Annotated in this window: 32 protein-coding genes and 1 tRNA gene; 11 read left to right on the top strand and 22 right to left on the bottom strand. The window is 58.5% G+C overall.

Features of this window, described 5'->3' with window-relative positions; translation table 11 throughout:
• Positions 1-12 precede the first annotated feature (12 nt).
• From HWE01_RS09495 to HWE01_RS09400, 20 genes are all read right to left on the bottom strand, one after another.
• Positions 13-537: a phage tail assembly protein gene (locus HWE01_RS09495; protein WP_241821657.1), complete on the bottom strand. Its 525-nt coding sequence runs from the start codon at positions 535-537 to the stop codon at positions 13-15.
• Positions 534-881: a phage tail tube protein gene (locus HWE01_RS09490; protein ID WP_241821656.1), complete on the bottom strand. Its 348-nt coding sequence runs from the start codon at positions 879-881 to the stop codon at positions 534-536. The genes HWE01_RS09495 and HWE01_RS09490 overlap by 4 nt, the downstream gene beginning before the upstream one ends.
• A 60-nt stretch (positions 882-941) precedes the next feature.
• A complete protein-coding gene (locus HWE01_RS09485) occupies positions 942-2,432 on the bottom strand; it encodes a phage tail sheath subtilisin-like domain-containing protein (protein WP_241821654.1) in 1,491 nt (496 codons plus the stop codon).
• A complete protein-coding gene (locus tag HWE01_RS09480; protein WP_241821652.1) occupies positions 2,429-2,662 on the bottom strand; it encodes a DUF2635 domain-containing protein in 234 nt (77 codons plus the stop codon). Before HWE01_RS09480 ends, HWE01_RS09485 begins: the two co-directional genes overlap by 4 nt.
• On the bottom strand, positions 2,655-3,251 hold the full coding sequence (locus HWE01_RS09475; protein WP_241821651.1) for a phage tail terminator protein: 597 nt from the start codon (positions 3,249-3,251) through the stop codon (positions 2,655-2,657). The genes HWE01_RS09480 and HWE01_RS09475 overlap by 8 nt, the downstream gene beginning before the upstream one ends.
• 10 nt (positions 3,252-3,261) lie before the next feature.
• A complete protein-coding gene (locus HWE01_RS09470; protein WP_241821650.1) occupies positions 3,262-3,732 on the bottom strand; it encodes a hypothetical protein in 471 nt (156 codons plus the stop codon).
• 1 nt (position 3,733) lies between these two features.
• Complete coding sequence (locus HWE01_RS09465) at positions 3,734-4,063, bottom strand: head-tail adaptor protein (RefSeq protein ID WP_241821648.1); 330 nt, start codon at positions 4,061-4,063, stop codon at positions 3,734-3,736.
• Entirely contained in the window at positions 4,063-4,407 is a 345-nt protein-coding gene (locus HWE01_RS09460; RefSeq protein WP_241821647.1) for a head-tail connector protein, read from the bottom strand. The genes HWE01_RS09465 and HWE01_RS09460 overlap by 1 nt, the downstream gene beginning before the upstream one ends.
• Before the next feature lie 3 nt (positions 4,408-4,410).
• Complete coding sequence (locus HWE01_RS09455; RefSeq protein ID WP_241821646.1) at positions 4,411-4,848, bottom strand: dynein light intermediate chain family protein; 438 nt, start codon at positions 4,846-4,848, stop codon at positions 4,411-4,413.
• A gap of 64 nt (positions 4,849-4,912) precedes the next feature.
• A complete protein-coding gene (locus tag HWE01_RS09450; protein WP_241821645.1) occupies positions 4,913-6,211 on the bottom strand; it encodes a phage major capsid protein in 1,299 nt (432 codons plus the stop codon).
• 8 nt (positions 6,212-6,219) lie between these two features.
• Positions 6,220-6,888: an HK97 family phage prohead protease gene (locus HWE01_RS09445; RefSeq protein WP_241821644.1), complete on the bottom strand. Its 669-nt coding sequence runs from the start codon at positions 6,886-6,888 to the stop codon at positions 6,220-6,222.
• Complete coding sequence (locus HWE01_RS09440; protein WP_241821643.1) at positions 6,885-8,189, bottom strand: phage portal protein; 1,305 nt, start codon at positions 8,187-8,189, stop codon at positions 6,885-6,887. The genes HWE01_RS09445 and HWE01_RS09440 overlap by 4 nt, the downstream gene beginning before the upstream one ends.
• A complete protein-coding gene (locus HWE01_RS09435; protein ID WP_349640999.1) occupies positions 8,186-9,799 on the bottom strand; it encodes a terminase large subunit in 1,614 nt (537 codons plus the stop codon). Before HWE01_RS09435 ends, HWE01_RS09440 begins: the two co-directional genes overlap by 4 nt.
• Before the next feature lie 82 nt (positions 9,800-9,881).
• Positions 9,882-10,397, bottom strand: a complete 516-nt coding sequence (locus tag HWE01_RS09430; protein WP_241821639.1) for a phage terminase small subunit P27 family — start codon at positions 10,395-10,397, stop codon at positions 9,882-9,884.
• A 257-nt stretch (positions 10,398-10,654) separates the two neighbouring features.
• Complete coding sequence (locus HWE01_RS09425) at positions 10,655-10,963, bottom strand: HNH endonuclease (protein ID WP_241821637.1); 309 nt, start codon at positions 10,961-10,963, stop codon at positions 10,655-10,657.
• A gap of 121 nt (positions 10,964-11,084) precedes the next feature.
• On the bottom strand, positions 11,085-11,441 hold the full coding sequence (locus tag HWE01_RS09420; RefSeq protein WP_241821636.1) for a hypothetical protein: 357 nt from the start codon (positions 11,439-11,441) through the stop codon (positions 11,085-11,087).
• 125 nt (positions 11,442-11,566) lie between these two features.
• Positions 11,567-12,136, bottom strand: coding sequence for a hypothetical protein (locus HWE01_RS09415; protein WP_241821635.1), 570 nt, complete (start codon positions 12,134-12,136; stop codon positions 11,567-11,569).
• Positions 12,133-12,426 (bottom strand): hypothetical protein, encoded by a 294-nt coding sequence (locus HWE01_RS09410; protein WP_241821633.1) that lies wholly within the window; start codon positions 12,424-12,426, stop codon positions 12,133-12,135. The genes HWE01_RS09415 and HWE01_RS09410 overlap by 4 nt, the downstream gene beginning before the upstream one ends.
• A gap of 248 nt (positions 12,427-12,674) precedes the next feature.
• A complete protein-coding gene (locus HWE01_RS09405; protein WP_241821631.1) occupies positions 12,675-15,371 on the bottom strand; it encodes a DUF5906 domain-containing protein in 2,697 nt (898 codons plus the stop codon).
• The gene (locus HWE01_RS09400) at positions 15,368-15,847 is read right to left on the bottom strand and encodes a YmfL family putative regulatory protein (RefSeq protein ID WP_349640998.1); all 480 of its coding nucleotides are present in this window, start codon (positions 15,845-15,847) and stop codon (positions 15,368-15,370) included. The genes HWE01_RS09405 and HWE01_RS09400 overlap by 4 nt, the downstream gene beginning before the upstream one ends.
• Before the next feature lie 152 nt (positions 15,848-15,999).
• Here HWE01_RS09400 and HWE01_RS09395 point away from each other — a divergent pair, with 152 nt between their 5' ends.
• Positions 16,000-16,233 (top strand): hypothetical protein, encoded by a 234-nt coding sequence (locus HWE01_RS09395; RefSeq protein ID WP_241821628.1) that lies wholly within the window; start codon positions 16,000-16,002, stop codon positions 16,231-16,233.
• A 218-nt stretch (positions 16,234-16,451) separates the two neighbouring features.
• Positions 16,452-16,754 (top strand): hypothetical protein, encoded by a 303-nt coding sequence (locus tag HWE01_RS09390; protein ID WP_241821627.1) that lies wholly within the window; start codon positions 16,452-16,454, stop codon positions 16,752-16,754.
• On the opposite strand, the gene HWE01_RS22960 is transcribed toward HWE01_RS09390, so the two are convergent.
• On the bottom strand, positions 16,708-17,040 hold the full coding sequence (locus HWE01_RS22960; protein WP_502798430.1) for a transcriptional regulator: 333 nt from the start codon (positions 17,038-17,040) through the stop codon (positions 16,708-16,710). The genes HWE01_RS09390 and HWE01_RS22960 overlap by 47 nt on opposite strands.
• 116 nt (positions 17,041-17,156) lie before the next feature.
• Between HWE01_RS22960 and HWE01_RS09385 the strand changes: the two genes are divergently transcribed.
• From HWE01_RS09385 to HWE01_RS09345, 9 genes are all read left to right on the top strand, one after another.
• Positions 17,157-17,831: a LexA family transcriptional regulator gene (locus HWE01_RS09385; RefSeq protein WP_241821626.1), complete on the top strand. Its 675-nt coding sequence runs from the start codon at positions 17,157-17,159 to the stop codon at positions 17,829-17,831.
• A 338-nt stretch (positions 17,832-18,169) separates the two neighbouring features.
• A complete protein-coding gene (locus HWE01_RS09380; protein ID WP_241821624.1) occupies positions 18,170-18,454 on the top strand; it encodes a hypothetical protein in 285 nt (94 codons plus the stop codon).
• Complete coding sequence (locus HWE01_RS09375) at positions 18,451-18,747, top strand: hypothetical protein (protein ID WP_241821623.1); 297 nt, start codon at positions 18,451-18,453, stop codon at positions 18,745-18,747. The genes HWE01_RS09380 and HWE01_RS09375 overlap by 4 nt, the downstream gene beginning before the upstream one ends.
• Positions 18,744-18,884, top strand: coding sequence for a hypothetical protein (locus HWE01_RS09370; RefSeq protein WP_241821622.1), 141 nt, complete (start codon positions 18,744-18,746; stop codon positions 18,882-18,884). The genes HWE01_RS09375 and HWE01_RS09370 overlap by 4 nt, the downstream gene beginning before the upstream one ends.
• A complete protein-coding gene (locus tag HWE01_RS09365; protein ID WP_241821621.1) occupies positions 18,881-19,135 on the top strand; it encodes a hypothetical protein in 255 nt (84 codons plus the stop codon). The genes HWE01_RS09370 and HWE01_RS09365 overlap by 4 nt, the downstream gene beginning before the upstream one ends.
• A gap of 4 nt (positions 19,136-19,139) precedes the next feature.
• On the top strand, positions 19,140-19,418 hold the full coding sequence (locus HWE01_RS09360) for a hypothetical protein (RefSeq protein ID WP_241821619.1): 279 nt from the start codon (positions 19,140-19,142) through the stop codon (positions 19,416-19,418).
• A gap of 13 nt (positions 19,419-19,431) precedes the next feature.
• A complete protein-coding gene (locus HWE01_RS09355; RefSeq protein WP_241821617.1) occupies positions 19,432-21,231 on the top strand; it encodes a ParB/RepB/Spo0J family partition protein in 1,800 nt (599 codons plus the stop codon).
• Positions 21,221-21,511, top strand: coding sequence for a hypothetical protein (locus HWE01_RS09350; RefSeq protein ID WP_241821616.1), 291 nt, complete (start codon positions 21,221-21,223; stop codon positions 21,509-21,511). The genes HWE01_RS09355 and HWE01_RS09350 overlap by 11 nt, the downstream gene beginning before the upstream one ends.
• On the top strand, positions 21,477-23,069 hold the full coding sequence (locus HWE01_RS09345; protein ID WP_349641000.1) for a recombinase family protein: 1,593 nt from the start codon (positions 21,477-21,479) through the stop codon (positions 23,067-23,069). The genes HWE01_RS09350 and HWE01_RS09345 overlap by 35 nt, the downstream gene beginning before the upstream one ends.
• Here the strand turns inward: HWE01_RS09345 and HWE01_RS09340 are convergent.
• A tRNA-Met gene (locus HWE01_RS09340) sits at positions 23,026-23,102 on the bottom strand. The two genes, HWE01_RS09345 and HWE01_RS09340, sit on opposite strands and share 44 nt — an antisense overlap.
• Between the last annotated feature and the right edge of the window lie 168 nt (positions 23,103-23,270).

Here is a 23,270-nt window from a genome sequence, read left to right as displayed (position 1 = left end):
AAGCGATATCGATCAGCTCGCTGTCGTCTCGGAAGTCCCACCCAAGAAAAAACCGGCGACCGCCCAATACAGGGAATTGAGCTCACGCGCCGACAGTTCGTCCAGCGATTCCTGTTCCTTGCCCGAGCAGTGCAGCAGGTACTTGGAAGCCGCGTCCGTGTTGATGGTCATGGAGCCATCCGGGGAGACCCAATAGGGCAAAGCCTTGATCTCCCGCGTGAACTTGCCTGTAGGCTCCTTCAGCTCGAACGACAACTGCACCTCGTCCTCGCTCTCCTGGCCGAGGAAGAAGCCCACGACTTCCCAGTACAACTGGTTGCGGTCCACGGCTGCCAGCTGGTCGACCGAGGATTGCGGAATGGCAGCGCAAGCCACCAGCAGCCGGGACGCTGCCTCGGTATTGATCGCCATGGATTCGTCGCGAGCCATCCAGTACGGCAAGGCGCGGGCTGCGCGGATCTGCGGACCGGTCGGCGACTTCAGGGTGATCTCGGTGAGCTCCTGGCCATGGGCCATGATGGGCTTGGAGAGCTTCATTGCCAGGTCCCCTTGATGCCATGGAATTCGAGGCCGGCCTTTGCGTCATCGCCCGAGGTGGTCGGGTCGCCCACCAGGTAAGCACCGGTCAGCACGTAGGTGCGCCCGTTCTTGAATTCGCAGGTCACCGTCATGTTCGTGCCCTCGGCCAGCTTGGCGCGCGGGAAGTTCGGCGTATCGACGGCGTCGCACTTGATGTAGGGCGTGCGCTCCTTCTCCGAGAAGTAGCCCGGCACTACCGTCTCGCGGGTGGTATCCGTGAGGGGAGCCTCGCAGCCGCCGCTGACGACGAGTTGGTCACCATCCACCTTGATGTAGCAATCGCCTGCTGTTTTTTGTCCCATAGGATTCTCCAAATAAAACGGCCCGGACTAGCCGGGCCGATAAGGGTTGATCGAGGATGCTTATGCCGTTTCCGCGTACTGCAGGCGGAACTGGTTGAGCAGCGCGAAGATACGCAGCTGGTTCACGTAGTCGGGCGGGAACAGCACATTGAGGCGGCTCGGATTGTTTGCATCACGCTCCACGATCAGATACTTGGCAAACAAGGCCGAGTTCTCGACCAGGCCGGCCGTCTCCATGCGCTGATACTCCCCGATGAGCTCATTGCGGATCACCGAGGGCGTCACGATGGCATCCCCCGGCCCATACTTGGTGCCGTCATCGGCCAGCTTGTGGCGTCCGTACTTGCTGGTAATGATCGACTGCAGCCGACGCATGACGGCGCCACTGATGTGCATCGTTTCCGAGTCGTAGTACGAATCGTCGGGCTGACCGTAGCTGTTGCGCTGGTAGGTGGTACGCGCACGCTCAATCTGGACCGACGAGCCGGAATACTTCTGCGTCGCAATGCCATTCTTCAGCAGCGCGCTGCGCTCCACATAGATGAAGCGCTCACCCGACGGCGCGGGCGTGGAACCGACCAGTTCACCGGTTTGTGTGGGACGCGCCGGATCGGCCGAGATGAACACCGCCTGACGAGCCGTGTAGGCGGCCACGTCATCCCAGATCGGATCAGGCTTGGTCGGCTCGAAGCCTTCGATGGTCATATGCGCATCGTTGCGGTCATTGCCAAATGCCGACAGCTCCCCCATCGTGCCACGGCGACCGGTATAGACATGGCCCCACAGCTGCTGGGCGTAGGACCAGCGCCCCGAGCTGTCATTCATCCAGTCCTTGAAATCGTCCAGGCTGGCCGCGTCGGAATACGGATGGCAGATGAATTCGAACGGCTCATCGCCCACCAGCGCCAGGAGCGACACCAGATCCGGAGAGCCGGCGCCACCCGTCAGGTTCGTCAGCGCGACGGTCAGGCCGGCCGGGGTCTTCTCGTTGGCCGAGGCGCCCTTGAAGTTCATTGCCAGGCGAATATCGTTGCCAGTATCGCCCCTCCAGCGGCACGTCAGCGTCACCTCACCCGCAGCTGCAACCGCTGTCACCGGCAGACTGGCCGCGTTGATGGCTGCGGCAATGGCCGCCGCGCTTTCTGCAGCGGTCTGACCAATCACCACCGTCGCGCGCACACGAGTCGCGCCCACGTAGAGATTGAGCACGCCGCCCTCCGTCGCAGCACCGCCGAACTCGACCTTGCCAGCGGCTGCAGTCCCGGTATCCACCTTCACCGGCAGCACCCACACCTCGCCGGCCGGATCGGACTTGCGCCACGCGGTGTACATGGAAGCGAGCATTGAGCCAGCGCCGCCCATGGCCACGGCATCACTGACGCGGGCCATCGGCTGGAGCTGGCTGGCCGGCAGCACCTGGTCATCGTTGACCTGGGCAATCAGCAGGCGGCGCAGTGTCGACGTTGCGCTGTTAGCCATGCTGTTATCCATCTCGCCGTAGAACAGCGGCACGTTGGCGTCTGCCGGCATATTGTTGAAGGGGACCGTCATTGCGACTCTCCTTCATTCGATGCGGACTTGGCTGCCGACTTGCCAGCAGGCTTTGCGGTACCAGCGTCATTGCTCTTCGCGATGACAGCGTCGCCGGAATTCACGGCGCGCACCCAGTAGGCGGTGCGCGGCACATTCCGGCCCTCGGCCGGAAGATCGTCGCCACGCGCGGGGTCATGGACAACACGTCCCTCGCCCGGCTTGACGAAAATGGAGCGGTCATTACTCACTTGGAAACTCCTGGTTAATGGTGATTTCAATACGCCCATCCGGGCCTGGATACTTCAGGTTTTTGTCCGCCATCGGGTCAATGGCGTCCAATTCGAACTTGATGCCTGTAATCGCTGGCAACTCATCTCGCACCACATCGCCCCAGGTCTCGGCCGGCCCCGTCGCATCTCCCCGGCCGAGCTGGAACTCGGTAAGAAAGGAGAAGCGATAGACGATGCGGGAACGGTTCTGCAGGATCAGCTGGCCGCCCACGAACTCAATGGGCTCGAAGTCCGGCATGGGCTTCCAGCCAACCAGCGCCAGCGACAGCAGAGTGCGCACCATATGGACGTCGTCAATGCGCTCCAGGTCCTGGCCATTCGGTGCATCCAGGACCACCACCACATCAAACTGATCGGTGACGTCTTGAGCGACCATGCTCTGGTACTTGTTGCGCTCGGCATCTGAATCACCGACGATCACATAGGCGCAGGGAGTAGCCAGCTTGGCGCTATCTTCCAGCGCCTCCCAATCGATACCGCCAAAGATGCGGCGCGCGAAGAAGGGCACGCGGTCGCGCAGCTGCGCGACAACGGGAGTCAGCTTCATAGGGGAATCCTTACTTGATATCGAGAGCCTTGGCGAAGGCCGACTGCAGTATCCTGCGCACCTCTTCACTGCGATCATTGAGCGCGTCGACCATATAGTTGCCGCGCGGCTCAACACGATTGCTTCCGCTGCCCTTTCCTTCGGCCTTGCGCTTGGCGCCCGGCTTGCGCCTGACGCCGTAATGCAGGAACGCCGGATAGAACTGCTTCATGTCCGAGGTCAGTTGAGGGGCCACTCGCACTAGGAAGCCCGAACGCGACACCTTGAGCTTGATGGAGCGCTGCAGACGTCCTGTTCGGCGACCGGGATAGGCGCCGGGCTGAGAGCGCGTCGACTTGGCGACCAGCTTGCGGGCGGCCTGCTGGACGGTGCGCCCCGACTGCCGCATGGCACGGCGGATCTCTTTCCTGTCGAAATCGATCTTCTTGTCGAAGCCGTCAAAGCCCCCGAAATGAAGATAGAAACCTTGATCTTTTGCCATATCAGAGCTCCTCGACTTCCAGCATCGTAAAACGTGGCGCACCGTTCATCGCCATAGAACGCCGCACCCGGTATACCTGGTCACCATGCACGATCTCGTGATCAGTGGTGATACCCAAGATCCGCCGCAGGAAGACCCGATGCGTTACCTTCTCCTCAATCTGCACACTTCCCGCATAGGTCGCCGCGCCCACCGGTTCGATCTTGGCCCAGCGAAGTCGGCTTTCCCCGAACGCATGGGCGAGCTCGGTATCAGCCAGCGGTAGATCCTGCCGGTGGCGGATCTCGATCCGGCGATTCAGTTCGCCGGCCGTCGGTTCATCGAGCGCCATCACACCCCCATACATTTGCGATACGGCTGCAGCAGGGACTGCGATCCGCGCGGTAACTCGAAGATGTCTCGCACCGCCACCACGTCCGAGCGGTGCTCGTAGAGATGGCCGAGGATCAGCAGGATCGCAGCCTGGATAGCAGAATTGACCACCATAGGTGCTTCGCCCGCTGTTTCAGCGGCCACGGCTTGCACCATCGCCTCATCCGATTCGAACACCTGGCGATTGAGAAACTCCACGGCCGTCGCTTCTGCTGCGCCCAGGTAGATCGCGATGCTGGCATCCTCATCGACCTCGTCTACCTTCAAGTGCTGCTTGGCCACATCGAGGGAAACGAGGGGCATGAATTAACCCTCCCCGCTGCCACCGGCGTCGGCGCCTGCGCCAGGGTCGGCACCTTCCTCCTTACCGGCAGGCGGTGCCTGCACACCGGTCGGGGCATCAGATCCTTGTGCAGACGTCTGCACGACATTGGCCGGCAGCGCGGCCTGGCTACCCGCATTCGCGCCATCCACTGGCACATTCGGCTTTGCCTCGGCTGCAGCTGCGGGGTTCTGCGGGCCACTGGCCGAAGCTGGCTCTTTTTTGGAACGGCTGGCACGAGCGGGAGCGGAGCTGCCTTTGGCGGGTACCGCAGGAGCCGCGGGCTCGCTCTCCACTCGCTTCACCAGGGACACCCGCTCCAACTCCGCAGCAACTGCTTCCGGGATCTCGACCACCTCCCCCTTGCGCAGATTGAGGCGACCGTGCATGAGCGACTGCCGCGCAATAACTTTCACATCCATGTGACTTCTCCTATACCGGCGCCCAGTGGCGCCGGCCTCAAGTTGTGATGGTGATCAGCGCCGATCAGGCCGCTTCCGGCGTCAGGTCGCCCTTGACGAAGGCCTCCGGGCGGTAATCCGCCAGGGCGAGACGCTCTTCGGCCAGGATCGTGACCAGATTCTTCACGAAGTCGTCTTCGTTCTGCGTGGCGATGGTGACGCTGGCCTGCTCGCGGTCGAAGATCTGTGCACCCATCTTGAAGGCGCCGACCAGGAACTCGTCAACGGTCATGGACTTGGTGGTGACCACCGGTCGACCCCACAGGCCCGGCTGCGCCGTAGACTGCGGATTGGCGAAGATGTAGGCCCCCGTGGAGTCCTTCTGCAGCTCAATGGCGGTCCAGTCGGCCGGGTTCAGCACGATACCAGTGGACGGATATTCCGCCAGCTCGGCCTGCAGCAGAGCCAGGCGCAGCACATCGATGCGCGTGGGATTGTTGATCACGATGGGCGCGACGTACTGGCTGGCCTGGGTATAGATGCCGTTCAGGTTGTTGCCCACACCGGAGCCCTTCAGCAACTGGGCTTCTTCGATCAGCGCCAGGCCATAGCGCAGGCGCGTATCGATGATCGACTGCAGCGCCGGGAAGTCGGACATGATTTCCGAGGATGCCTTGATGAAGTGCGCAATCTTGGCCACGACAGATTGCGCCTCGATCATGGTGATGCTCGATTCAGGCTTCTTCGTGGTTTCGTCCACCATGGCAGCATTGTTCACGAACCCGGTTTCCTTGATGTACTGGATCAGGTTCGAGGAGGTACGGCCAGGCGACAGCAAGTCGCGCACGGTGAGGCGCTGTTGCGGCAGAGTCACGATGCCCGCCAGGCGATCCGGCGCCACGGCTGCGCCGACGCTGTTGGCGGCGCTGGTGAGGGCCTTCACCTGGACGGTGATGCTCTTCTTGAAATTGCCTTCCTTGACGTACTCCTTCAGCTCATCGGACTCGACCACTTGGCCGCCGATGGATTTCAACTCGACCGATGCAGGGCCGGTGGCATGCTTGTCGAGCTTCTGCTCGGTCTCCTGGAGGCGCGCCTGCAATTCACCCTGCTTGACCAGCAGTTCGTCGACTTTCTTCTTCGTATCTTGCGAGAGCTCGCCTGCCCTCTCGGCTTCCTTCAGCGCCTTCTCGCCGACTTCCTTCACCTGGTCACCGATGCGCTTGAGCTCCTTCATGATCGGCTCGGGGTCGCCCTCGAACAGAATGCCACCGGTGCGCACCATGTAGATGAACAGATAGGCGTGCAGGAACTCGCCGGTATAGGTGATTGCTGCGGCCATCTTCTTGGAGATCGCCGCGTAGATTGCGCGAACTTGATTCATAGTTTTCCTCATGGATTGAAATTGAAGGCTTGCAGCGAAGCCAGGATGCCGCCGTCGGTGCCACCGGACTCACTCCGGTCAAGCAGGGTCTTCAGGCCGCGACTGGCGACAATCGTGGCCTGACTCTTCGAGAACCCTGCCTCACGCAAGATGTCCTCGAATTCGGAGAGGCTCGGCAGCTTCCCGCCATGCAGGCGGGACTTCACGCTGTCGATCAATGCCTCGGTGTTCATGGGGAAGGTCACTGCACTCACCTCCAGGAGATCGAGCTCCTTCAGCGAGCGGGTCCGCTCCTTCTCGTTCCAGCTGTCGTCCAGGACGTAGTAGCCGATGGACAGGCCCTTGACGATGCGGCGCTTCATCAGCGAATGCGCCTGTGCCGCCAGCGGAATATCGTCCTTGAGCAGGAAGCCCTTCACGCGCAGGCCGCGCTCATCTTCCTCCAGCTCGTCATAGCCGCCGATGGGCTGCGTTTCGTCGTGCTGCCACAGCAGCGGCAACGGATCGCCCGAGGCTTTCAGTCTGGCCAGGCTCTTGGTGAAGGCGCCCGGCAGCACGATGTCGCGGCCAAGGTCGACATTCCCGAAGATCGAGGCATAGCCACTGAAGGTGCCATCGTCCTTCACCTCGTCCGCAATGAAGGGCACGCGCTTGCGCGCCATAGTCTTAAAACTCATTGTTCTGTCACCTTGTCTTGTGAAAGCCAGGCATTGAGTGCCTGGCGAACTTGGGTGGCGCCATCGGCGCCCAGGCCCAGTTGATCGATAGGAAGCAGATTCGATTGCACGGTCAGTACATCGGCCTGGCCGCCATGGACTGGCAAGTTCTCCAAGCGTCGACACTCGTCGCGGGTCATGATCCCGTTCTGGACCATCTGGCTGTAGAAGGCAGCTCGCGCCTTGCTGTCGCCGCGCAGCAGACCTTCGAGCGAGATCTCCGCGTAGTAGCGGCGCTTCTCTTCCGGTCGGAGCAGATCCTTCCGGATGGCCTGCTCCAGCTTCACCGCCCAGGGCCGCATGGCAAGCGTCACTAACCAGGTCATCTTCTCTTCCAGGCCTGTGCCCCAGTTGCTGTCCTTACCGCCGTGACCGACCAGCGAAGGGTCTACCCGGTACCAGCGGCAGATCTCCTCGATGTTGAATTTGCGGGTCGACAGCAGCTCGGCGTCCTGCGGGTTCATCTTCAGCTGCTGAAACCCGGCCCCCTTCTCCATCACCATGACGCTGCCAGTCTTCTGCACCTTGTCGACGTGTTGACGGATATCCTCCCGCTGCTCGGGCTTCAGCACTGAGTCCATCATCACCAGGCCCGGCGACTTGAGACCATTGGTGAATGTCTCGGCGCTGGCCTTGTCCGCCGCCAGAGCTGCGCCGAACACATTGGCGCCGTAGGCAATCGGAGACAATCCGTCGACGCCATTCAAGGTGAAGGCCGGTACCTCCCACTGATTCCCCGGCGCAATGACCCGCGACGTACCGAGGATAGGATCGTTGTAGTGCCACTCGTACACGCCTGGCGCAATGCGGCGACGAGAGATGCACTCCGGTACCAGCGGAATCAGCGAGGTGATCGTGCGCCCCGCCATCCGCTTCTCGACCCTGGCCACCCCGTGCAGCAGCATGCTGGTCATGAAAACCTGCCAGAAGGTGGAGGCCGTCATGTCGGCATTGGGCTGGGTATGGATCAGGTAATACAGCTGGTGATCGCTGGCGGCGATAGGCGTGCCGTTCTTGTCCTTCTCATACAAGCCGAAGGGGAGCGTCGAGATCACCTCGGACAACAGGCGAACGCACGCCATCGCCGTGCTCAGCTGCAGGGTGGAGTTCACGGTCACGCGCTGGCCGGAGAAATTGTTCCCCAGCCAGCCCCGCCAGAACTCTCCGTCTGTCAGCTGGATCTCCCGACCAAGCCAGCCAGAGACGACCCCAACTACCGCAGACTTCACGCGGCGGGACCAGGTTTGCTTTTCTGTTTTCATGCAATGATCGGATTCTTCAAAAAGTCGTCAAGGTCGCCGGAGTCCTCGGGTTCGCCGAGCGTCCCGCCGACTGCCATAACTGCCGCCACCATGCCGTCTACGCGGCCAGTCGCCCTCTCCTTCGCAATCTTTCGATTGCCCGCCGGGTCAGTCAGCAGCACCGCGTTAGCAGCACACCAGGTCATCACAGGATTGCCGTCATGGCGCAGGCGCTGATCCAGCAGCATCCGCTCGAACTCATCGATGGCCGGCGCCATGTCCTTGAAGCCCTGCCCAAATGGCAGAAGGGGTGGCAATGCCACCCCTTCTCGGTTGATCAGATGCTGGAAGTCTTCCAGGCGCCAGCGATCACAATGGATCGCCCGCAAGTCGAATGATGCTGTCAGTGCAGCGGCCCGGTTGAGTACCGCCAGGCGGTCCACCGCCCGGCCGGGCAGCGCTTCCAGGTAACCAGCATCGCGCCAGACCAGATAAGGCACGCGATCCTTCTCGGCTTTCATGTGCAGCCCATCACCCGGTAACCAGAAATACGGAATGATCCGGGTGACCGGATCTTCGGGCGTGGGGTCCAGCGCCAGGACCAATGCCGTCAAGTCCTGCGTGCTGGATAGGTCGAGACCGGCCACACCGGCCCGGCCGTAGTACGCCTCGAGCGGCAGCTTCTCTTCCTCTTGGCAGGCAAACCACACATCGGCCGAGATCCACGGACTATCCGCCTCGGTCCACTGGCAGAAGTTCAGCCGGCGGACAATAGCCTCTTTCGAGGGCATGCCGCGCGCGTCGGTCACCTGCTCCCGTAGGTACTTCAGGCCAGGGATGCCCACCGATAGACTCGGATTCGCCTTTTCCCAGCAGCTCTCATCCTGGAACGGATCGTCACCAGGATCGAGCGAGCAAATGAAGGCGAAGAGGCTGTCGTTCTGTTCCGTTCCCGCCACGACCTTGCAGCCGTATTCGTGATAACTCCAGCAGACCGACCGCTTGTCGGTACCGGAATTGGTGATCATGAAGATCAGGGCCTGCTTCCGGCTCTTCGTGCCGGCCCGCATCATCTCGATCACCAGCGGCGACTTGTGCTCATGCACCTCATCGATCAGGGCCATGTGTGGCCGTGGGCCGGACTGCCCATCGTCCGCACTGATGGTGCGGAAGAAGCTGGACGTGGCGTGGTAAGCCAGGTTGAATTCCTTGCCCTTGCTGCCCGACGTCACCAGCCGTGCTGCCAACTGGGGCGACTGCTCATACATCGCGATGGCGTCCCGGAACAGAATCTGCGCCTGTTCCTTCTTGGTCGCCGCCGCGTACACCTCGGCGCGCTGCTCCCGGTCGGCGGTCAGGCCGAAGAGGCCGACGCCCGCCGCGAGCGGCGACTTGCCGCTGCCCTTGGCCGTCTCGATATAGGCCACGCGAAAGCGGCGCAGACCATCTGCACCCATCCAGCCGAACAAGCTGCCGACCACAAAGCACTGCCAGCTGAGCAGCAAGAACGGACTTCCCTCGAACGCGCCGCCATTCAGGCAGAGCACTTCCTCGAAGAAGGCAATGGCGTGATTGGCAGCCTTCAGATCCCAGCGCAGGCCGCGCTTCTTCCCTTCCTTCAGGTCGCGCAAGTGCCTCTTGCAGGCATTGCGCACGTCGGGGCCAGCCACCAGCGTGCCTTTAACAACAGCACGCGCATAGGCGGTCGCTCGATCAGTCGTTGAAGAACTTGTTCGCGGTTTCCTTGGGCTCATTGGGGAAGAGCTCCCCTTGAGGAGCATTGACGTTCAGGCGCATGCGCGCCGATGGGTTCAGGCCGAACGATGCGCCGGCTGTCCGCATGCGATCCTCGGCACGATTCGAGATCTGCATCCAGACGGACATTTGCTTGTAGCCACTGGGCGTCATCTCGGAAAAACCTTGCTCGCCCAGCTCGGTGATCTTCTCGCGGGCGCGCTTCCAGTCACCCCAGGCCTGGCAGTACACCGCCAGTTCGGCCCGGTCGACGCGGGACAACAGCCCCATCACCAACAGATCCGCGACGATGCGATTCCATTCTTCACGCGCATCGGCCGAGAGAAACTCGGGACATTCGGGCGGTGCAGCCGGCGCCACAACCGGACGGCCGGCGCCAGCCAGTTCAGCCGCGCTTTTTTTACTGCGATTGCCGCCAATCAGATGCAATGCTGCTGGCATCGGCTTGCGGCCAGAGTTGGAATTGCCAGCCATGCTGACCTCCTATGTCGAGATACCCCCCTCCCATATTTCCCGCTCTGACAAAAAACGGGAGGCGAGCGGTGTGGAAGAAGCGCGGCCGGAACTTTCGACCCGCCCCCTCCTACTTCTGTTCTGAAAATGCAATATTTAGGGGCAAAGGGAGTAACCCCAGGCGGGGCGCGCCTTCCCTGTGGTTTCCCTAGCCCTCAGCAACCGCCAGCGTGACGGCGCACCTAATGCGCCGTTGTTGCCCGGATGTGCGGCGAAATTCATTTCCGGTTCCAGTGATGGTTACGATCCAGAGGCAAACCAGATTCATCGCAGCCACGCATGACGCCGCTCTTCTCCATCTGCTGCTTGATTGAGTCATGGCATGGCTTACACAAGGACTGCAGGTTCTCGGGATCGTAAAACTTCGCTTCGTCTCCACGGTGTGGCTCGATGTGGTCAACGATGGTCGCGGCGGTCACGCGCTTCTGCTCTAAGCAGAAGCGACATAGCGGCGCCTTCTGCAACTGGTGGTGACGTAAGCGAAACCACTGCTTCGTGCCGTACAACCGCTTGTAATCGACCGCCATGCGTCTAACACACCAAATAAAAAAACCGCGACGATGCGCGGCGAAGCTTCCGACCCAGCCTTCAAAATCGGAAGAAGGAGAGTTTTGTAAACGGCCGGACCCGCAGAGCGTCGATGCTTGGCTAATCCTGGTGAGCGAACAACTGCTCGGCAAATTCGCCAGACACATCGATGTCGAGAGCGACCCTGACGCACGTGATGACAGCCTCGATCTGCCCGTCACTAGTGATGGGTCGTAGGTCAATACGGCTCACCCCAGGAACGACCGAGCCATCTGGCATGACCAGGCGCGTTCCCATGCCACTGCCATCGCTCACGATCTTGAGCATTGGAACCTTCGACGTTCCCATAAGCACCTCGAAAATGAAGAGCGCCGGCAAAGGCAGCTTCCGGGCCGGCGCGCTGATTCGGAAAGCTGAAAACAAAATGTCTAATGTTCGCTGCAGGTGGCCGCGCAAAGTGGCGGCCGCACCAATCATGCAGGCGAAAAAAAACCGCGCAACGGATGCTTGCGCGGTTTCGACGGACTTTTTACGTGTATCGGAAACGGACTATAAATTGCACCGATTTATGCAGTCAAGAGATTTCTGTGGAAAAGTTGCTTCTAACTTTCCTCCAACTCGGCCGACCGGATTCCGATGATGTCGCGGTAAGCAGCAAGCGCCTGGGCCTCAACCTGCTTCAGCCGCTCATGAATCTTGTTGCGCTGATTGTGTACGTTGCGAATCGGCACCTTAGCGCGATCTGCTGCATCCGTGATCGAGGTCTTCTTGTCAAAGTAGTTCTTGATGATGGCCTCGCGCACATGGCCGTGACTCAAACCACTGACGGCCGTCTGCGACCAATACCGCAGACCAGCAATTGCCTCGACCCACTCAGGCATCGCCCGATCACCGTGGCAGCATGGGCATTGATCATACTTCGGCGAGAAGCGTGCTGTCAGGCAGTGCCGGAACAACGGGTCCAACGTGGACAGCTTCTTACGAAGCAGGCCAGCCTGCGCAGCGCCGTCTACCGACACCAGGCCCTTGCCCGTACCGAGGGCCTTGATACCACCAAGCTTCGACATCGGCGACAGCGGATACTGCTGGCTCTGGTAGTTGAAGGCAAAGGTCAGCGCCTCATGCTCATTACGGAACAGGTCGTTGATATCGAGCCCGAATTTGTCGTTCATTTTTTCCTCGCTTGATGTTCACCGGACTTGCCCGGCCCAATTTGTAAATCACTTCCACCTTGGCTGCCGGTGTAATCCTCAGCGTAACGATTGCCTGCAGCGTCAATCCTGATTGCCCCAACCGCTGGAAGTAATGGCGTTCCGATCTGATGTCTTCCCTCGGCAGCGAAGAAGACCGGCTCACCGCGCACACCTCTTCGCAGCTGTTCATTGATCTCTGCCTCTCCGAATGCCTGCCGTAGAAGATCGATCCACGCGGCCACCGTTGGCATTGCCTCACGTGATTTCATCACTTGCCTTTCACTACCCTTCACACCGTTAACATGACTATCAACACGCTGAAACCCTTATGTTTATTGAGTTTGTTAACAGTATTAATAGTGTGAAGAGTAAATATTGATATCCAAGACGCAGTAACATTTTCCTCCCTCGCATGTGCGCGCACGCACACACATGAAGACACCTCAACAATCTGTTCATACTGTTCACACCGTTAACAAAGCCCCATTTCATGCAGCTTTCAGCGTGTTGATAGTTGTCAGCTATGTGAAGGGTTGACCGTTAACTCTTCCGGTTGGTCATACACGTGCCGATAGCGGCGAAGATCCTTCTCGAACATGTCGCACGCGTTCTTGACATAATCCTGCAGTGACTGATCTTCCTTCGGCTCACCCATGAGGTAGACAGTGCGCTGCTTGTATGCTTCGCCGAACTCATACTTCACTACCTGGTCACGCAACGCGGCCCCCGCGATCCGTTTGACCTCCGACCCGAATCGCGTCTTGGTCGGTGTGTAGCGCTCCCCGTTCAAGGTGCACCATCGCTGGAAGGCGCTGTATAGCTGCTGCGAACTGCAGGTCATGAAGGGCACCGGTAGCGCCTGGTCTTCCCATTCGCGATAGAAGCGTTCGGACGGCGAGAGCCCCAGGCTGATCAGGTTCTGCTTGGCCTGATTCATGATCGGCTCTGTGTGGGGAGTGAAATCGGTCAGGTCGACCTCATACTTCAGGTAGTGGAAAAAAGCTTCCATGCCGCCTTCATCCAGCTCGCGGCCGACCTCGGCATAAAATTCCTTCTCTCGTTTGGGAGGCGTCCACAGCACCAGGTAGCGGCGGTCGGTCTTGTCCAGGGCCAGCGGCTGCAGCTCGTTGGACAGGAAGACGAAATTCATGTGGTTCGCTTCGTACCGCACGGACAGGTTCTTCGGATTGATCGGCAGCTCGTCGCCCGAGATCATCTTCTTCATCCGGCCCTTGAGCTGCTTGAGCTCGTTGCGCGTAACCACTTCATCACAGACCAGGAACAGCTTGCGCGAGGCCCACTCGTTGAAGGGGCTCTCCAGCTCAGCGTCCCCGATCACCCAGGAATACTGGCCGTAGATCTGGCGAACTACCTTTTCCCAGAACAGGTTTTTCCCTGAGCCCTCATCGCCGTGCATGATGATCGCGGTGGCCATCTTCGCACCCGGATGCTGGAGCGGATAGGCAATCCACTTCAACACCCAAGAGAACATCACCTCATCGTTATTGCAAAGGTGCTTGAGCAGTTCCAGAATCTTTTGGCATCGCCCCTTCCTCGGCACGACATCGAAACCGTCGTACATGTTCACGTGCGTGACCTCAGCAACCGTCTCGGTCGGATCGAAGACCAGGTTCTTGATGTTGATCATCTGTCGGCGCTTGGTATTCAGCCAGCCTTTGACCACATCATTGCCATAGGCCAGTCGGAGGGCCGTGATCTCGATCTGCATCTTGCTGACGCGATCCCAGGCGGTGCTGGTGCCATAGAGCAGGACGAAGTTATCGACCAGGTAGCGCCACTTCTCCAGGTATTCGGGATCAGCCTCATCGCCATCGGCCTTGGACTTGCCTTTTCCCCTGCCCCCACGCCCGCCACCGGCAGCCGAGACTTCACTATCCTTACCAGGAGCCGAATCAACCTTGCTTTTTTCCTGCTTTTGCTCTTCGGGGGCAGGAGCCCCCGACCGATTTCTCTCCTCAGGGGAGCGGGGGACAAGGGACAGCCGAGGGCCTGCCGCTACGGCCACGGACGCGGGCACCTCAGGAGCAATCGCTTCCACGATGGCAGCGCAGATCTGCTGAGAGACAGCCTCAAGGCCATCGACTTGGTGCAAGTCGTTGAAATCCGTCAGCTTCTTGCCGCCTCGATCACGGAAGAGCGGCTTCACGACCGATGCCTTGCCGACCTCGATGGCTGCAGCGTGGCATGCAGCGAGGCCGGCGTTCTCGAATCGAATCTCTTTGATGACGCGGCCGCACCGGATCTCGACATGCAGATAGGCCACCGACTGGTGACCAAAACGATACTCCGCACAGATCTCGGCTAGATCGCCTCGGGCCGTCTTGACCTTCCGCCACTCGCCATCGATGGCCGGCGCCGGATCGATGCCAAAATCTTCCCGCAGACGCTCTTCGTAGCGGAGCTCCAGCTGAAAATCATCATCAGCGAGGAACAGCAGATGCGCTTTAGGGAAATCAGTCCGAAGTTTCCGGGCGATGTGGATGATGTTGCCGGCGTCGAAGGCCACCATGACCGGTAGATCATGACTGTTCGTCTCAGACAGGGCGGCAGCCATGCGTGCCGACTGACAGGTCGCATAACCTTCCCCGACTGCGATGATCGGTGCGTCGAGGGCACTGCCGAGCAGGAAGCCGGCGCCGATCTTGTCTAGGCCTTTGTTGTAGCGCTTCTCACCACCGGCCGAGACCTTCTGCAAGCCCACCAGGCTACCGCCCTCATGGGAATAGTGCCGCATCGGCACCAAGAGCTGCCCTTCTGCATCAACACGCAGGCCCTCCGCGACGACGCCCTTGCGCACCAAGTATGGATGAGATCCCACATCATCTTCTATCGCTGCCGACCACTGGCCCTTAGCGCGGTTTGCTGCCAGACGTGCAGCATTGGCGCGATCTGCAGCCGCCTTCTCTTCGAACGCACGCTGGCGATCCGCATACTCGGCGACATCCTCAGCCGAGAATTTCTCAGACTCAATGCGAACGGGGACCGTATTGTGATTGCTACCGCGATTGATCCCAAAGTAACCCGCTACCACTTCCTTACCGGACTTGAGCGTGAACTTGCGCAAGGAGTACCAACCCTTTTTCTTGGGGCCGAAGCGCAAGACCTTTTTCGAATTGAAGATGGGATGTCCAACTGGCAATTCTGGCAGCTGATGCTCTCTCATCAGAGCAATGACTTCAGCCTCAAAATTCATACCTTACGCACCTCGCGCGGAGTGCTCTGCTCTTCCGGCGTGCAATAGATCTGGAACATCAACGCCATCAGCTCCTGCATAGCACGCTGGATCTCGTTGGAAATCCGCTGCAAATCTGCTTTCTCTCGGCTATCGATATAGTTGTCGTCGGTGTAGGCTGTATAGGCACGCGATAGATCGCCTACCTTGGCCCACAATTCCTGGAACTTGGAGTGCAAGTCTTCACGGTCCACCGTTCCCGGCTCAATCAGCTTGGTGAAGACGCCGCCACTGCGATTAGCGATGGCTTCAGCAAACAAAGTAGTACCGGAGAATTCCTGCATCTGCAGCTCCTGATGTACGCTGACCGACTGGCCCTTCCGCTCGTACACTCGGTTCTCAAGCGCATCGCGGCTCAGACCTAAGACTGCAGCCATGCCATCCCATCCGCCTGGATATGAATTAATCATGCCCAGATTTGCTTGGCGTAGATTCACAAGATCCCCTTTTCTAATAAAAATCCGATGCCGTTGACCATCGCCATTTCATGTCTAACGCTGTCACGCATCCGGAAATAGATGGGAATCTCCCCTGGTATAAGATAGAAGTCCCACAACCTCATCTCAACCAAACTGCAAAGGAGATTCCCTTGAACAATGATGAACTGCTTGGTCGCATACTCGCGCTGGAGGCATTTGTTAACGCCGTCACGACAAAAGCGCCGCAAGAATTTATGAACGCCGTTTCACGCGAGTTCTCAAGCCTGCTTGAAAGTGTGGAACAGTCGATCGCTCATGATTTTCCAAATCGGCCAGACCTCGCCGAATCGTTCTCCAAAAGTGCAGCCGCGCTTCAAGCTCATCACCGCGCGCCCATCCATTAAGGCTGTTACGAGAGACCAATAGGCGAAACTGATTTGCTGCCCCTGCGTCCTGAATGGAGCTTCGCCTCAGCAATTCGGCCTGCACTGCCGGGCCGATTAACCACCAAACAAATCGCGTGTAGAATTTTTTCACCGAGAACTCCCGTCAGTTGTGGTTTTGAGATTCCTTCTCACCGGCTATGCTTTTCCTATCAATCGCAAACATGAAGGAAGGTGGCATGAAAGCCGAGAGATACCTGGTACTAATTCACTTCGCGGCCAAGATCACCAAGGTCAACTTGCATGAGGTCGCTGCGCAGGTGGCGCGATCAATCGGGCATAACCTTCAGAACAGCGAGGCGATCTGCTCGACGCCTTTTTCGGTCACCTTCGTTGGTGAAGCGAGCGTTTCAGCAAAGTCTTTATTCCGGTCACTGGCAACCGATCTGCGACCGGGTGACAGCCTGAGTATTTTCGTGCTGGGTAGCGATATCGCTACATCCCATTCTGGTTTGTACCGGTGGATTGGTGCGCGCAGTTGAGGGAAGTCTCAGGAAGCTGCTTCTCTCCTGAATCGGATTCGCCTACTCGACACAAACAGGCGATAGCCTCCTCCCGAGAACCGAAAACCGAAGGATTTAGGTCGTAGCGAGTTATATCGTTGGGGTAGTGACTTTCGATAGTCCGGCAATGTTCGGAAGTGACAAAACCTTGCGCGACCCATTTCTGAACGGCCTGCGGAGTTACACGAAGGATTCGCGCAAGTGCCGTTTGGCTGCCTGCTAAACGCACAACCCTCTCGATTCCAGTCTCTGAAATTTTGCTCATGGTTGTAACTAAGATATTTGTTTACAACTCAAAGTTACATTAATTGAGCATTTTCTACAACTTAAATTTGCAGTGCAAACTACAACGCATATTTGTAATCTGCGCTGATGGACAAGATGAACGATAGAATCCGAGCCGCTCTCGCCAGCAAAAACGGTGGCAACCAGTCGGAAATGGCTAGATTTGTCGGTGTGAGCCCGCAAGCTGTTCAGAAGTGGGTTTCTGGGGTTACTGAGCCTCGCGGAGACAATCTGCGTCTCACCGCTGAATTTCTGGGCGTGACGGAGGCATTTCTCCGATACGGTGGTGAACCGTCCAATGTGCTTCCGGGCTCCTACACTCCCGTGGTGGAGCACGACCCTGACGATCCCGATTTTGTCGAAATAAAGAAGGTGAAACTGAAGCTCTCAGCTGGGATTACAGGCTTTGAGTCAATTCCTGCCCAAGACGATGGCCGCCCTATTACCTTTAGGAAAGAGTGGCTACTAAAGAAGGGATATAGCGCCTCTAAGCTGATCGCGGTCGGAGTAAAAGGAGAAAGCATGGAGCCCACCATGTCGGATGGCGATACCGTAGTTATCAACACGGCAGACACCGTCCTCAAAGACGGCATGACTTACGCGATCAATTACGAGGGAGAGGACATCATCAAACGCATGGTGCGAGATTTTGGCAGGTGGTTTCTTGTCTCCGATAATCCAGATCAGAAGCGATATCATCGGCAAGAGTGCAGTCAAGGTGCCTGTATCGTAATCGGTCGAGTCGTGCTTCTACAACGCGAAAACTTTTAGCACACCGCCCCCGTCCCACCGAACGATAAAAAGCCGCTTTATGCGGCTATTTTTTTGTTGTTTTTTCCGTTACAACTTAGACTTCAACTTTATCTACAACTTTTAATTGCAATTTTAAGATTGCAGCTGTAACCTTGGGTTGTAAATGGCACTTGCCATCACAACCTGGAGGATGCGATGCAATCACACAGCCGAAAAGCCGCTGCCACCCAGCTGCCAGCCAAGTTCAACTTCCTCGCCGGTCGCCGGCCGCCCTCTCGCCGCGAATGGCCACTTGGTCACCCACCAGCGGATGCCAAAACTATCGCTACGGACGCTAACAGCCAGCGAGGCGCGAAGTGACCCGCTTCTACCTCGCCCCCGAGTCCGAGAAGCGCTTCCGCGCTGTCACCAACAAGACGCTCCACGTCTCGCACGTGCGGCACAAGTGCGCGTGCGGTAGGCAGGTCACAGCAAAAGCCCTGACGCAGTACGGTCGCTGCATGGCCTGCCAGAAGGCTGCCGAGAAACAGTCGGCCAAATACGCGCTCACCACCAGGCTCCCGGACAGGCTGCTGCCTGACAACGGCGACCGTCGCTTCGTTGCTTTCCCTTCCACCTGGACGAAAGCGAGGAAGGCATGACCACTAATGAAATCCAGAGCATCGAAGTGGCTACGCCCTTTTCATCCGTGCATTTGCGGGTTAGCCGACGGAATGGGCTCCGCTGGGCATCGCTGTTCTACAAAACCAAGGCCGGTCCGTATCAATCGCTTGGCTACGCGAGCTGTTACACGGATTCAGAAATCAGCATCTCGACGACATGCTCGGGCGGATGGACGCTCTGGATGGGGCAAGCTGCGTTCGAAATCGCTACCAAGGAAGTTCGCAAGCTTGCGGGTTTTCTGGATTGCCATGTCGAGGAGAACGCTGAGTGAAAACCTTCCTGCTCACAGTGACCCGCGAGAGCGGCGTCCCCTTGACCCTGACCATCATCGCGCACTCCTCTTTCGATGTGCATACGTCTGCACTCGATATGTTCGGCGTCTGCAAGATCTCGGTGAGGCCCGCATGAATATCCGGACCGCCCTCATCCGCTTGATAGCAGCAATTGCGGTCATCTACCTGCTCCTGATGGCCCAGGCTTTCACCAAGAACGGTCCCGAGCTGGAGCCATTCGTGAACCTCGGCCGCCAGATGGCCATCGAGGAGCTGCCACCCGTCGATCAGCTGCGCTCCCTGTGCTCAGTTGAGTGGCCGAGCGAGGTCGCCGGCGACAAGACAGCTGAAGCCCGCCGTAAGGCCTGTCGCGTATTCGGGGAGTGACCACATGCGCCACCTACCCAAGTCGGTCGCCCCGCAAATGACGCTCCAGGAGCTGGGACTCGCTGTCACCTCGAAGGCCGGCTGCTCCCCGCTACTTGGCCAGGACGTTGCTCGCACGCTCCTAGACGAATTCAACTCAATGCTTGCTGCAGGCTACCAGCTCAGCGTCCCACAACTTTGCCCGCCGACCAGGCCGGGCCACACCACCTGGCGCATCGATGTCTCGAACCCAAATCTCGGCTTCGCTGGTGCGCTGCTCTTCACCGTTCCCACCATTCACTAATCCGGAGATGACCATGAATCAAGTCACCCAAGCACAGTTCGGGATGATCCCGCTGCAATTCATAGAGACCGACCCCAACCAGCCCCGACGGACGTTTGACGAAAACGCCCTGCTGGAACTGGCGGATAGCATCAAGGTCAGCGGCGTTATCCAGCCCATCCTGTTGCGCACCATTGAGGATAGCGATACGCGCCTGCAGCTGGTGGCAGGGGAGCGCCGCTATCGGGCATCTCAGCTCGCCGGGCTGACCGAGATTCCTGGCATTGTGCGCCAGTTGAGCAATGCAGAGGTCGCAATCATCCAGCTGGTCGAGAACCACCAGCGTGCCGGCGTGCCGCCACTCGAAGAAGCAGAAGCCATGGATCGCGCCATGCGCAACCACGGTCTGAAGATCGATGATATTTGCGCCGAGCTGGGAGTTAAGCGCCGGTGGGCCTATTCACGCCTGCAGCTACTCGACCTCTGCGCCGAGGCGCGCATCGGATTAAATGACGGCCGGCTGGCGCCTTCGACCGCGTTGCTAATCGCACGCATTCCAGTAGCCAGCCTCCAGGAGCGAGCTGCAGCCGAAGTACTGACAAACAATGGAGCAGGCTCCCCTATGTCCTACCGGCAAGCCAAGACCTGGATCGAACAACGCTACACCCTGGACATCAACCGGGCCGTGTTCAGCCTGGTGGACGCTAAGCTCTGCAAGTCAGCAGGATCGTGCGCCGAATGCCCGAAGCGTACCGCAAACGATTCAGACAAGTTCCCCGACATCACTGCAGACGTCTGCACTGACCCCGACTGCTTTGAGATGAAGACGGAGGCACATAATGCGGCCGAAATCGCCAAAGCAGCAAAGAAGAAGATCCCCTTCTATGAATCGTGGGAACAATGCAAGACGGAACGCAATGGCGATCTGAGCACCGGATTCGTCCTGGCGCGCAGCTTTGACCGCATCATCAATCCGAAACACGAAATTGTTCCTGTGGACACACTGCTGGGCAACGACGGTATGCCAAAGCCGGTCGGTATCTTCAAGAACCAGTCCGGAAACATCACGAACATCTACTCCAAGAGCGACATCCAGTGCGCACTGGAGAATACCGGCCTTGCTCGCACCGAGGCGCAGGAGGCGGCTCTCGACGGCGAGCAACAAGAAAATCACTCAGTGGTCGCCGAGAGCGAAAAAGTAGGCGCGCAACAAGATGCCGGCAAGCTCAAGCCCCTTGAGCTCCAGCAGAAGATCGGCCGCGCCTATAACGAGTATCGCCTTGAGCTGTTCGACGAAATCAAGAACGCAATATCTCAGTCCAACATCTTTGCGATCTATCGTATCTTGGCCAAGGTCTCATTCGCTATCGTGGAAGAGTACGAAGGCTGGGCCTTGGCTGAAAAGGCAGCGGATATCTACGATTTTCCGTTCGATGACGAAAAGGCCGTTGACGAAGCCATGAACCAGGCCAGCGACGCAGATATCTGCTGCACATACATGGATTTCGTGCTGAGCGGATATGTGATGGTGCACTTCAGCTATATCGTCGACGGAGAGTTCAAAGAACCCAATGACCTGATGCGCGTAGTCACGTCGGCGCTACTGCAGCTAGCCATACTCTGCGGCGTGGATCGCGAAGCCATCCGAAAGAAGTATCTTGATCCGGTTCTGAGTCACGCCACCGAAGACTCAGCTCCAGCTGAAGAAAAGGCCGGCGATGCGCTATCGGCAGTGAAGAAGAAGCAGCCAGCTCGCCCCAAGCAAGCAGCCAAGAAGGATGCCATTGACCCCGCTGATGCCTGGCCCTTCCCCAAATCGAAGGATGGAGCATGAGCAGCCATCCGCGCAACTGGCCGACGCGCGCCATCCGCCAGCGCAATCAACAACACAAGCAGAAAAATTGGGAGGCGAGATGAAAAAGCGCTCCAAAAGCTCACACCAAAGCTCCCCATTTATTGCTGCTGATATGCTTGAAAAAAACTCAAAAATGCGTCCATTGATCAGGATGCTTGCAGCCCAGGCGGTGAAGAACTGGCTGACCGGCAACCCACTCAATACAGCAACATCAACGACACACGATGGTAATGAAGGCAACGATCTACGCACGGTATAGCAGCGACAAACAGAGCGAGACCTCTCTCGATGACCAGTTACGAGTATGCCGAACTCGGGCAGATCGGGAGGGGGCTACAGTCGAATTCGAGCGCTGCGATGCTGCCATCTCCGGCTCGACTGCCGTTGGAAGCCGGCCGGCAGGTAATGCAATGTTGGCCGATGCCCTCGCCGGCCGCTTCGATCTGCTGCTGGTTGAAGGTCTCGACCGGCTTGCACGCGACCAGGTGGAGCAAGAGCAAATAGTCCGTCGGCTTGAGCACCGTGGTATACGGATTATCGGCGTTTCGGACGGATACGACTCTCGGCATAGCGGCCGCAAGATAATGCGCGGCGTGCGAGGTCTGATTAACGATCTTTACCTGGACGACCTGCGCAGCAAGACGCATCGAGGCCAAGCCGGCCAGGTGGAGCGAGGCTACATCGCCGGAGGTAAGTCTTATGGGTATGACATTGTGAAGGCTGATGGCGGGAGCACATACCAGATCAATGAAAACCAGGCGCGCTGGGTAGTTTGGATTTTCGAGCAATATGCGGCAGGAAACAGCGTACAGAGGATCGCTCATGAGCTGAATAACCAGGGCGTACCATCGCCACGTGACAGCACGTGGGCCGTGTCGGCGATCTATGGCAGCCCGGTGAAGGGCTCAGGCATCTTGAATAACTCGATGTATGTGGGGCAGTACGTCTGGAACAGATCTCAGTGGATCAAAGATCCGGATACCGGGCGGCGCCAGCGGACAGAGCGCCCCCGAGAGGAATGGCAGACGGCCAGCCTGCCAGACCTGCGCATCATTGACGATGAGCTATGGCGCCGCGTGCGCGAGCGCATCGACGCCGGCCGGGACGAGCATGGGCGCAAGCGCCAAGTCCGCCCCGCGACGACTCTCTTTGGGGGCATGATGCTCTGCCCGCACTGCGGCGGAGCCGTGGTTGCGATCAATGCCGAGCGCTATGGCTGTGCAGCTGCGAAGGATCGCGGCCCTTCCGTATGCAAAGGATTTTCAATACTAAGAGATCTGGTCGAGAAGAGACTGATTTCGATCATCCGGGCAGAACTGCTGTCACCAGTGGCTGCTGCCGAGTTCGAGAAAGCCTTTGAAGAGATGCTGAAGGAGAATACAGGTTCTACGGAAGATGCTACTCAGACAACAAAACGTATAGCACAGCTGACGGCAGAGATCGGCCGAGTGGTTGATGCCATCACGATGATCGGTGTCTCGGAGGCGCTGGCAGAGAAATTGAAGACCCTCGAAAATGATCGCAGCTCCCTGCAGCGCAGTCTTGCGCTGAAAGCTGCGAGCGAGGCAGCACGCAATCCCAACGTAACCAGCATCTTCAACGAGATCCTGATGAACCTGACTGCCGCGCTTCGGGAAAATCCCCTGATGGCCAGGAAGATCCTGGGCGATATCTTCGGCTCGATCCAGCTGGAGCTCAGGGAAGACAATCAGGTGTGGGCCAAAATGGCAACGGCCCAGCTACTTAAGCAAGTAGCCGGGCCGTCTATATCGGTGGTTGCGGGGGCAGGATTTGAACCTACGACCTTCGGGTTATGAGCCCGACGAGCTGCCAGACTGCTCCACCCCGCGTCTGAAGAACACAATTATAGGACAGCCAAAATGGGAATGCAAACATTTTCTGCAATCTTTTTACAGTGATACACTCCTAACCGCATTGCAGCTTCCTGCAACCGTCCAGCCAGCCGGTCAAGCGGTCCGTGCCGCCACAGGAAAATGCACCCAAGGCCCCTTCCCTAC

This window comes from Herbaspirillum sp. C7C8, from assembly GCF_022627875.1.
GTDB lineage: Bacteria > Pseudomonadota > Gammaproteobacteria > Burkholderiales > Burkholderiaceae_D > Herbaspirillum.
Note: the sequence above shows the minus strand (reverse complement) of the source record. Positions and strands in the feature narration are given on the sequence as shown.

Bases quoted from the DNA above. Each gene is read 5' to 3' on its own strand.
- HWE01_RS09485 (WP_241821654.1), bottom strand. From the start codon at position 2,432: ATGACGGTCCCCTTCAACAATATGCCGGCAGACGCCAACGTGCCGCTG.
- HWE01_RS09490 (WP_241821656.1), bottom strand. From the start codon at position 881: ATGGGACAAAAAACAGCAGGCGATTGCTACATCAAGGTGGATGGTGAC.
- HWE01_RS09465 (WP_241821648.1), bottom strand. From the start codon at position 4,063: ATGGCGCTCGATGAACCGACGGCCGGCGAACTGAATCGCCGGATCGAG.
- HWE01_RS09470 (WP_241821650.1), bottom strand. From the start codon at position 3,732: ATGGCAAAAGATCAAGGTTTCTATCTTCATTTCGGGGGCTTTGACGGC.
- HWE01_RS09415 (WP_241821635.1), bottom strand. From the start codon at position 12,136: ATGAACGACAAATTCGGGCTCGATATCAACGACCTGTTCCGTAATGAG.
- HWE01_RS09375 (WP_241821623.1), top strand. From the start codon at position 18,451: ATGACCACTAATGAAATCCAGAGCATCGAAGTGGCTACGCCCTTTTCA.
- HWE01_RS09355 (WP_241821617.1), top strand. From the start codon at position 19,432: ATGAATCAAGTCACCCAAGCACAGTTCGGGATGATCCCGCTGCAATTC.
- HWE01_RS09445 (WP_241821644.1), bottom strand. From the start codon at position 6,888: ATGAGTTTTAAGACTATGGCGCGCAAGCGCGTGCCCTTCATTGCGGAC.
- HWE01_RS09350 (WP_241821616.1), top strand. From the start codon at position 21,221: ATGGAGCATGAGCAGCCATCCGCGCAACTGGCCGACGCGCGCCATCCG.
- HWE01_RS09455 (WP_241821646.1), bottom strand. From the start codon at position 4,848: ATGGATGTGAAAGTTATTGCGCGGCAGTCGCTCATGCACGGTCGCCTC.
- HWE01_RS09495 (WP_241821657.1), bottom strand. From the start codon at position 537: ATGAAGCTCTCCAAGCCCATCATGGCCCATGGCCAGGAGCTCACCGAG.
- HWE01_RS09460 (WP_241821647.1), bottom strand. From the start codon at position 4,407: ATGCCCCTCGTTTCCCTCGATGTGGCCAAGCAGCACTTGAAGGTAGAC.
- HWE01_RS09385 (WP_241821626.1), top strand. From the start codon at position 17,157: ATGAACGATAGAATCCGAGCCGCTCTCGCCAGCAAAAACGGTGGCAAC.
- HWE01_RS09390 (WP_241821627.1), top strand. From the start codon at position 16,452: ATGAAAGCCGAGAGATACCTGGTACTAATTCACTTCGCGGCCAAGATC.
- HWE01_RS09425 (WP_241821637.1), bottom strand. From the start codon at position 10,963: ATGGCGGTCGATTACAAGCGGTTGTACGGCACGAAGCAGTGGTTTCGC.
- HWE01_RS09440 (WP_241821643.1), bottom strand. From the start codon at position 8,189: ATGAAAACAGAAAAGCAAACCTGGTCCCGCCGCGTGAAGTCTGCGGTA.
- HWE01_RS09475 (WP_241821651.1), bottom strand. From the start codon at position 3,251: ATGAAGCTGACTCCCGTTGTCGCGCAGCTGCGCGACCGCGTGCCCTTC.
- HWE01_RS09405 (WP_241821631.1), bottom strand. From the start codon at position 15,371: ATGAATTTTGAGGCTGAAGTCATTGCTCTGATGAGAGAGCATCAGCTG.
- HWE01_RS09410 (WP_241821633.1), bottom strand. From the start codon at position 12,426: ATGAAATCACGTGAGGCAATGCCAACGGTGGCCGCGTGGATCGATCTT.
- HWE01_RS09420 (WP_241821636.1), bottom strand. From the start codon at position 11,441: ATGATTGGTGCGGCCGCCACTTTGCGCGGCCACCTGCAGCGAACATTA.
- HWE01_RS09345 (WP_349641000.1), top strand. From the start codon at position 21,477: ATGGTAATGAAGGCAACGATCTACGCACGGTATAGCAGCGACAAACAG.
- HWE01_RS09450 (WP_241821645.1), bottom strand. From the start codon at position 6,211: ATGAATCAAGTTCGCGCAATCTACGCGGCGATCTCCAAGAAGATGGCC.
- HWE01_RS09430 (WP_241821639.1), bottom strand. From the start codon at position 10,397: ATGGCTGGCAATTCCAACTCTGGCCGCAAGCCGATGCCAGCAGCATTG.
- HWE01_RS09365 (WP_241821621.1), top strand. From the start codon at position 18,881: ATGAATATCCGGACCGCCCTCATCCGCTTGATAGCAGCAATTGCGGTC.
- HWE01_RS09360 (WP_241821619.1), top strand. From the start codon at position 19,140: ATGCGCCACCTACCCAAGTCGGTCGCCCCGCAAATGACGCTCCAGGAG.
- HWE01_RS22960 (WP_502798430.1), bottom strand. From the start codon at position 17,040: ATGAGCAAAATTTCAGAGACTGGAATCGAGAGGGTTGTGCGTTTAGCA.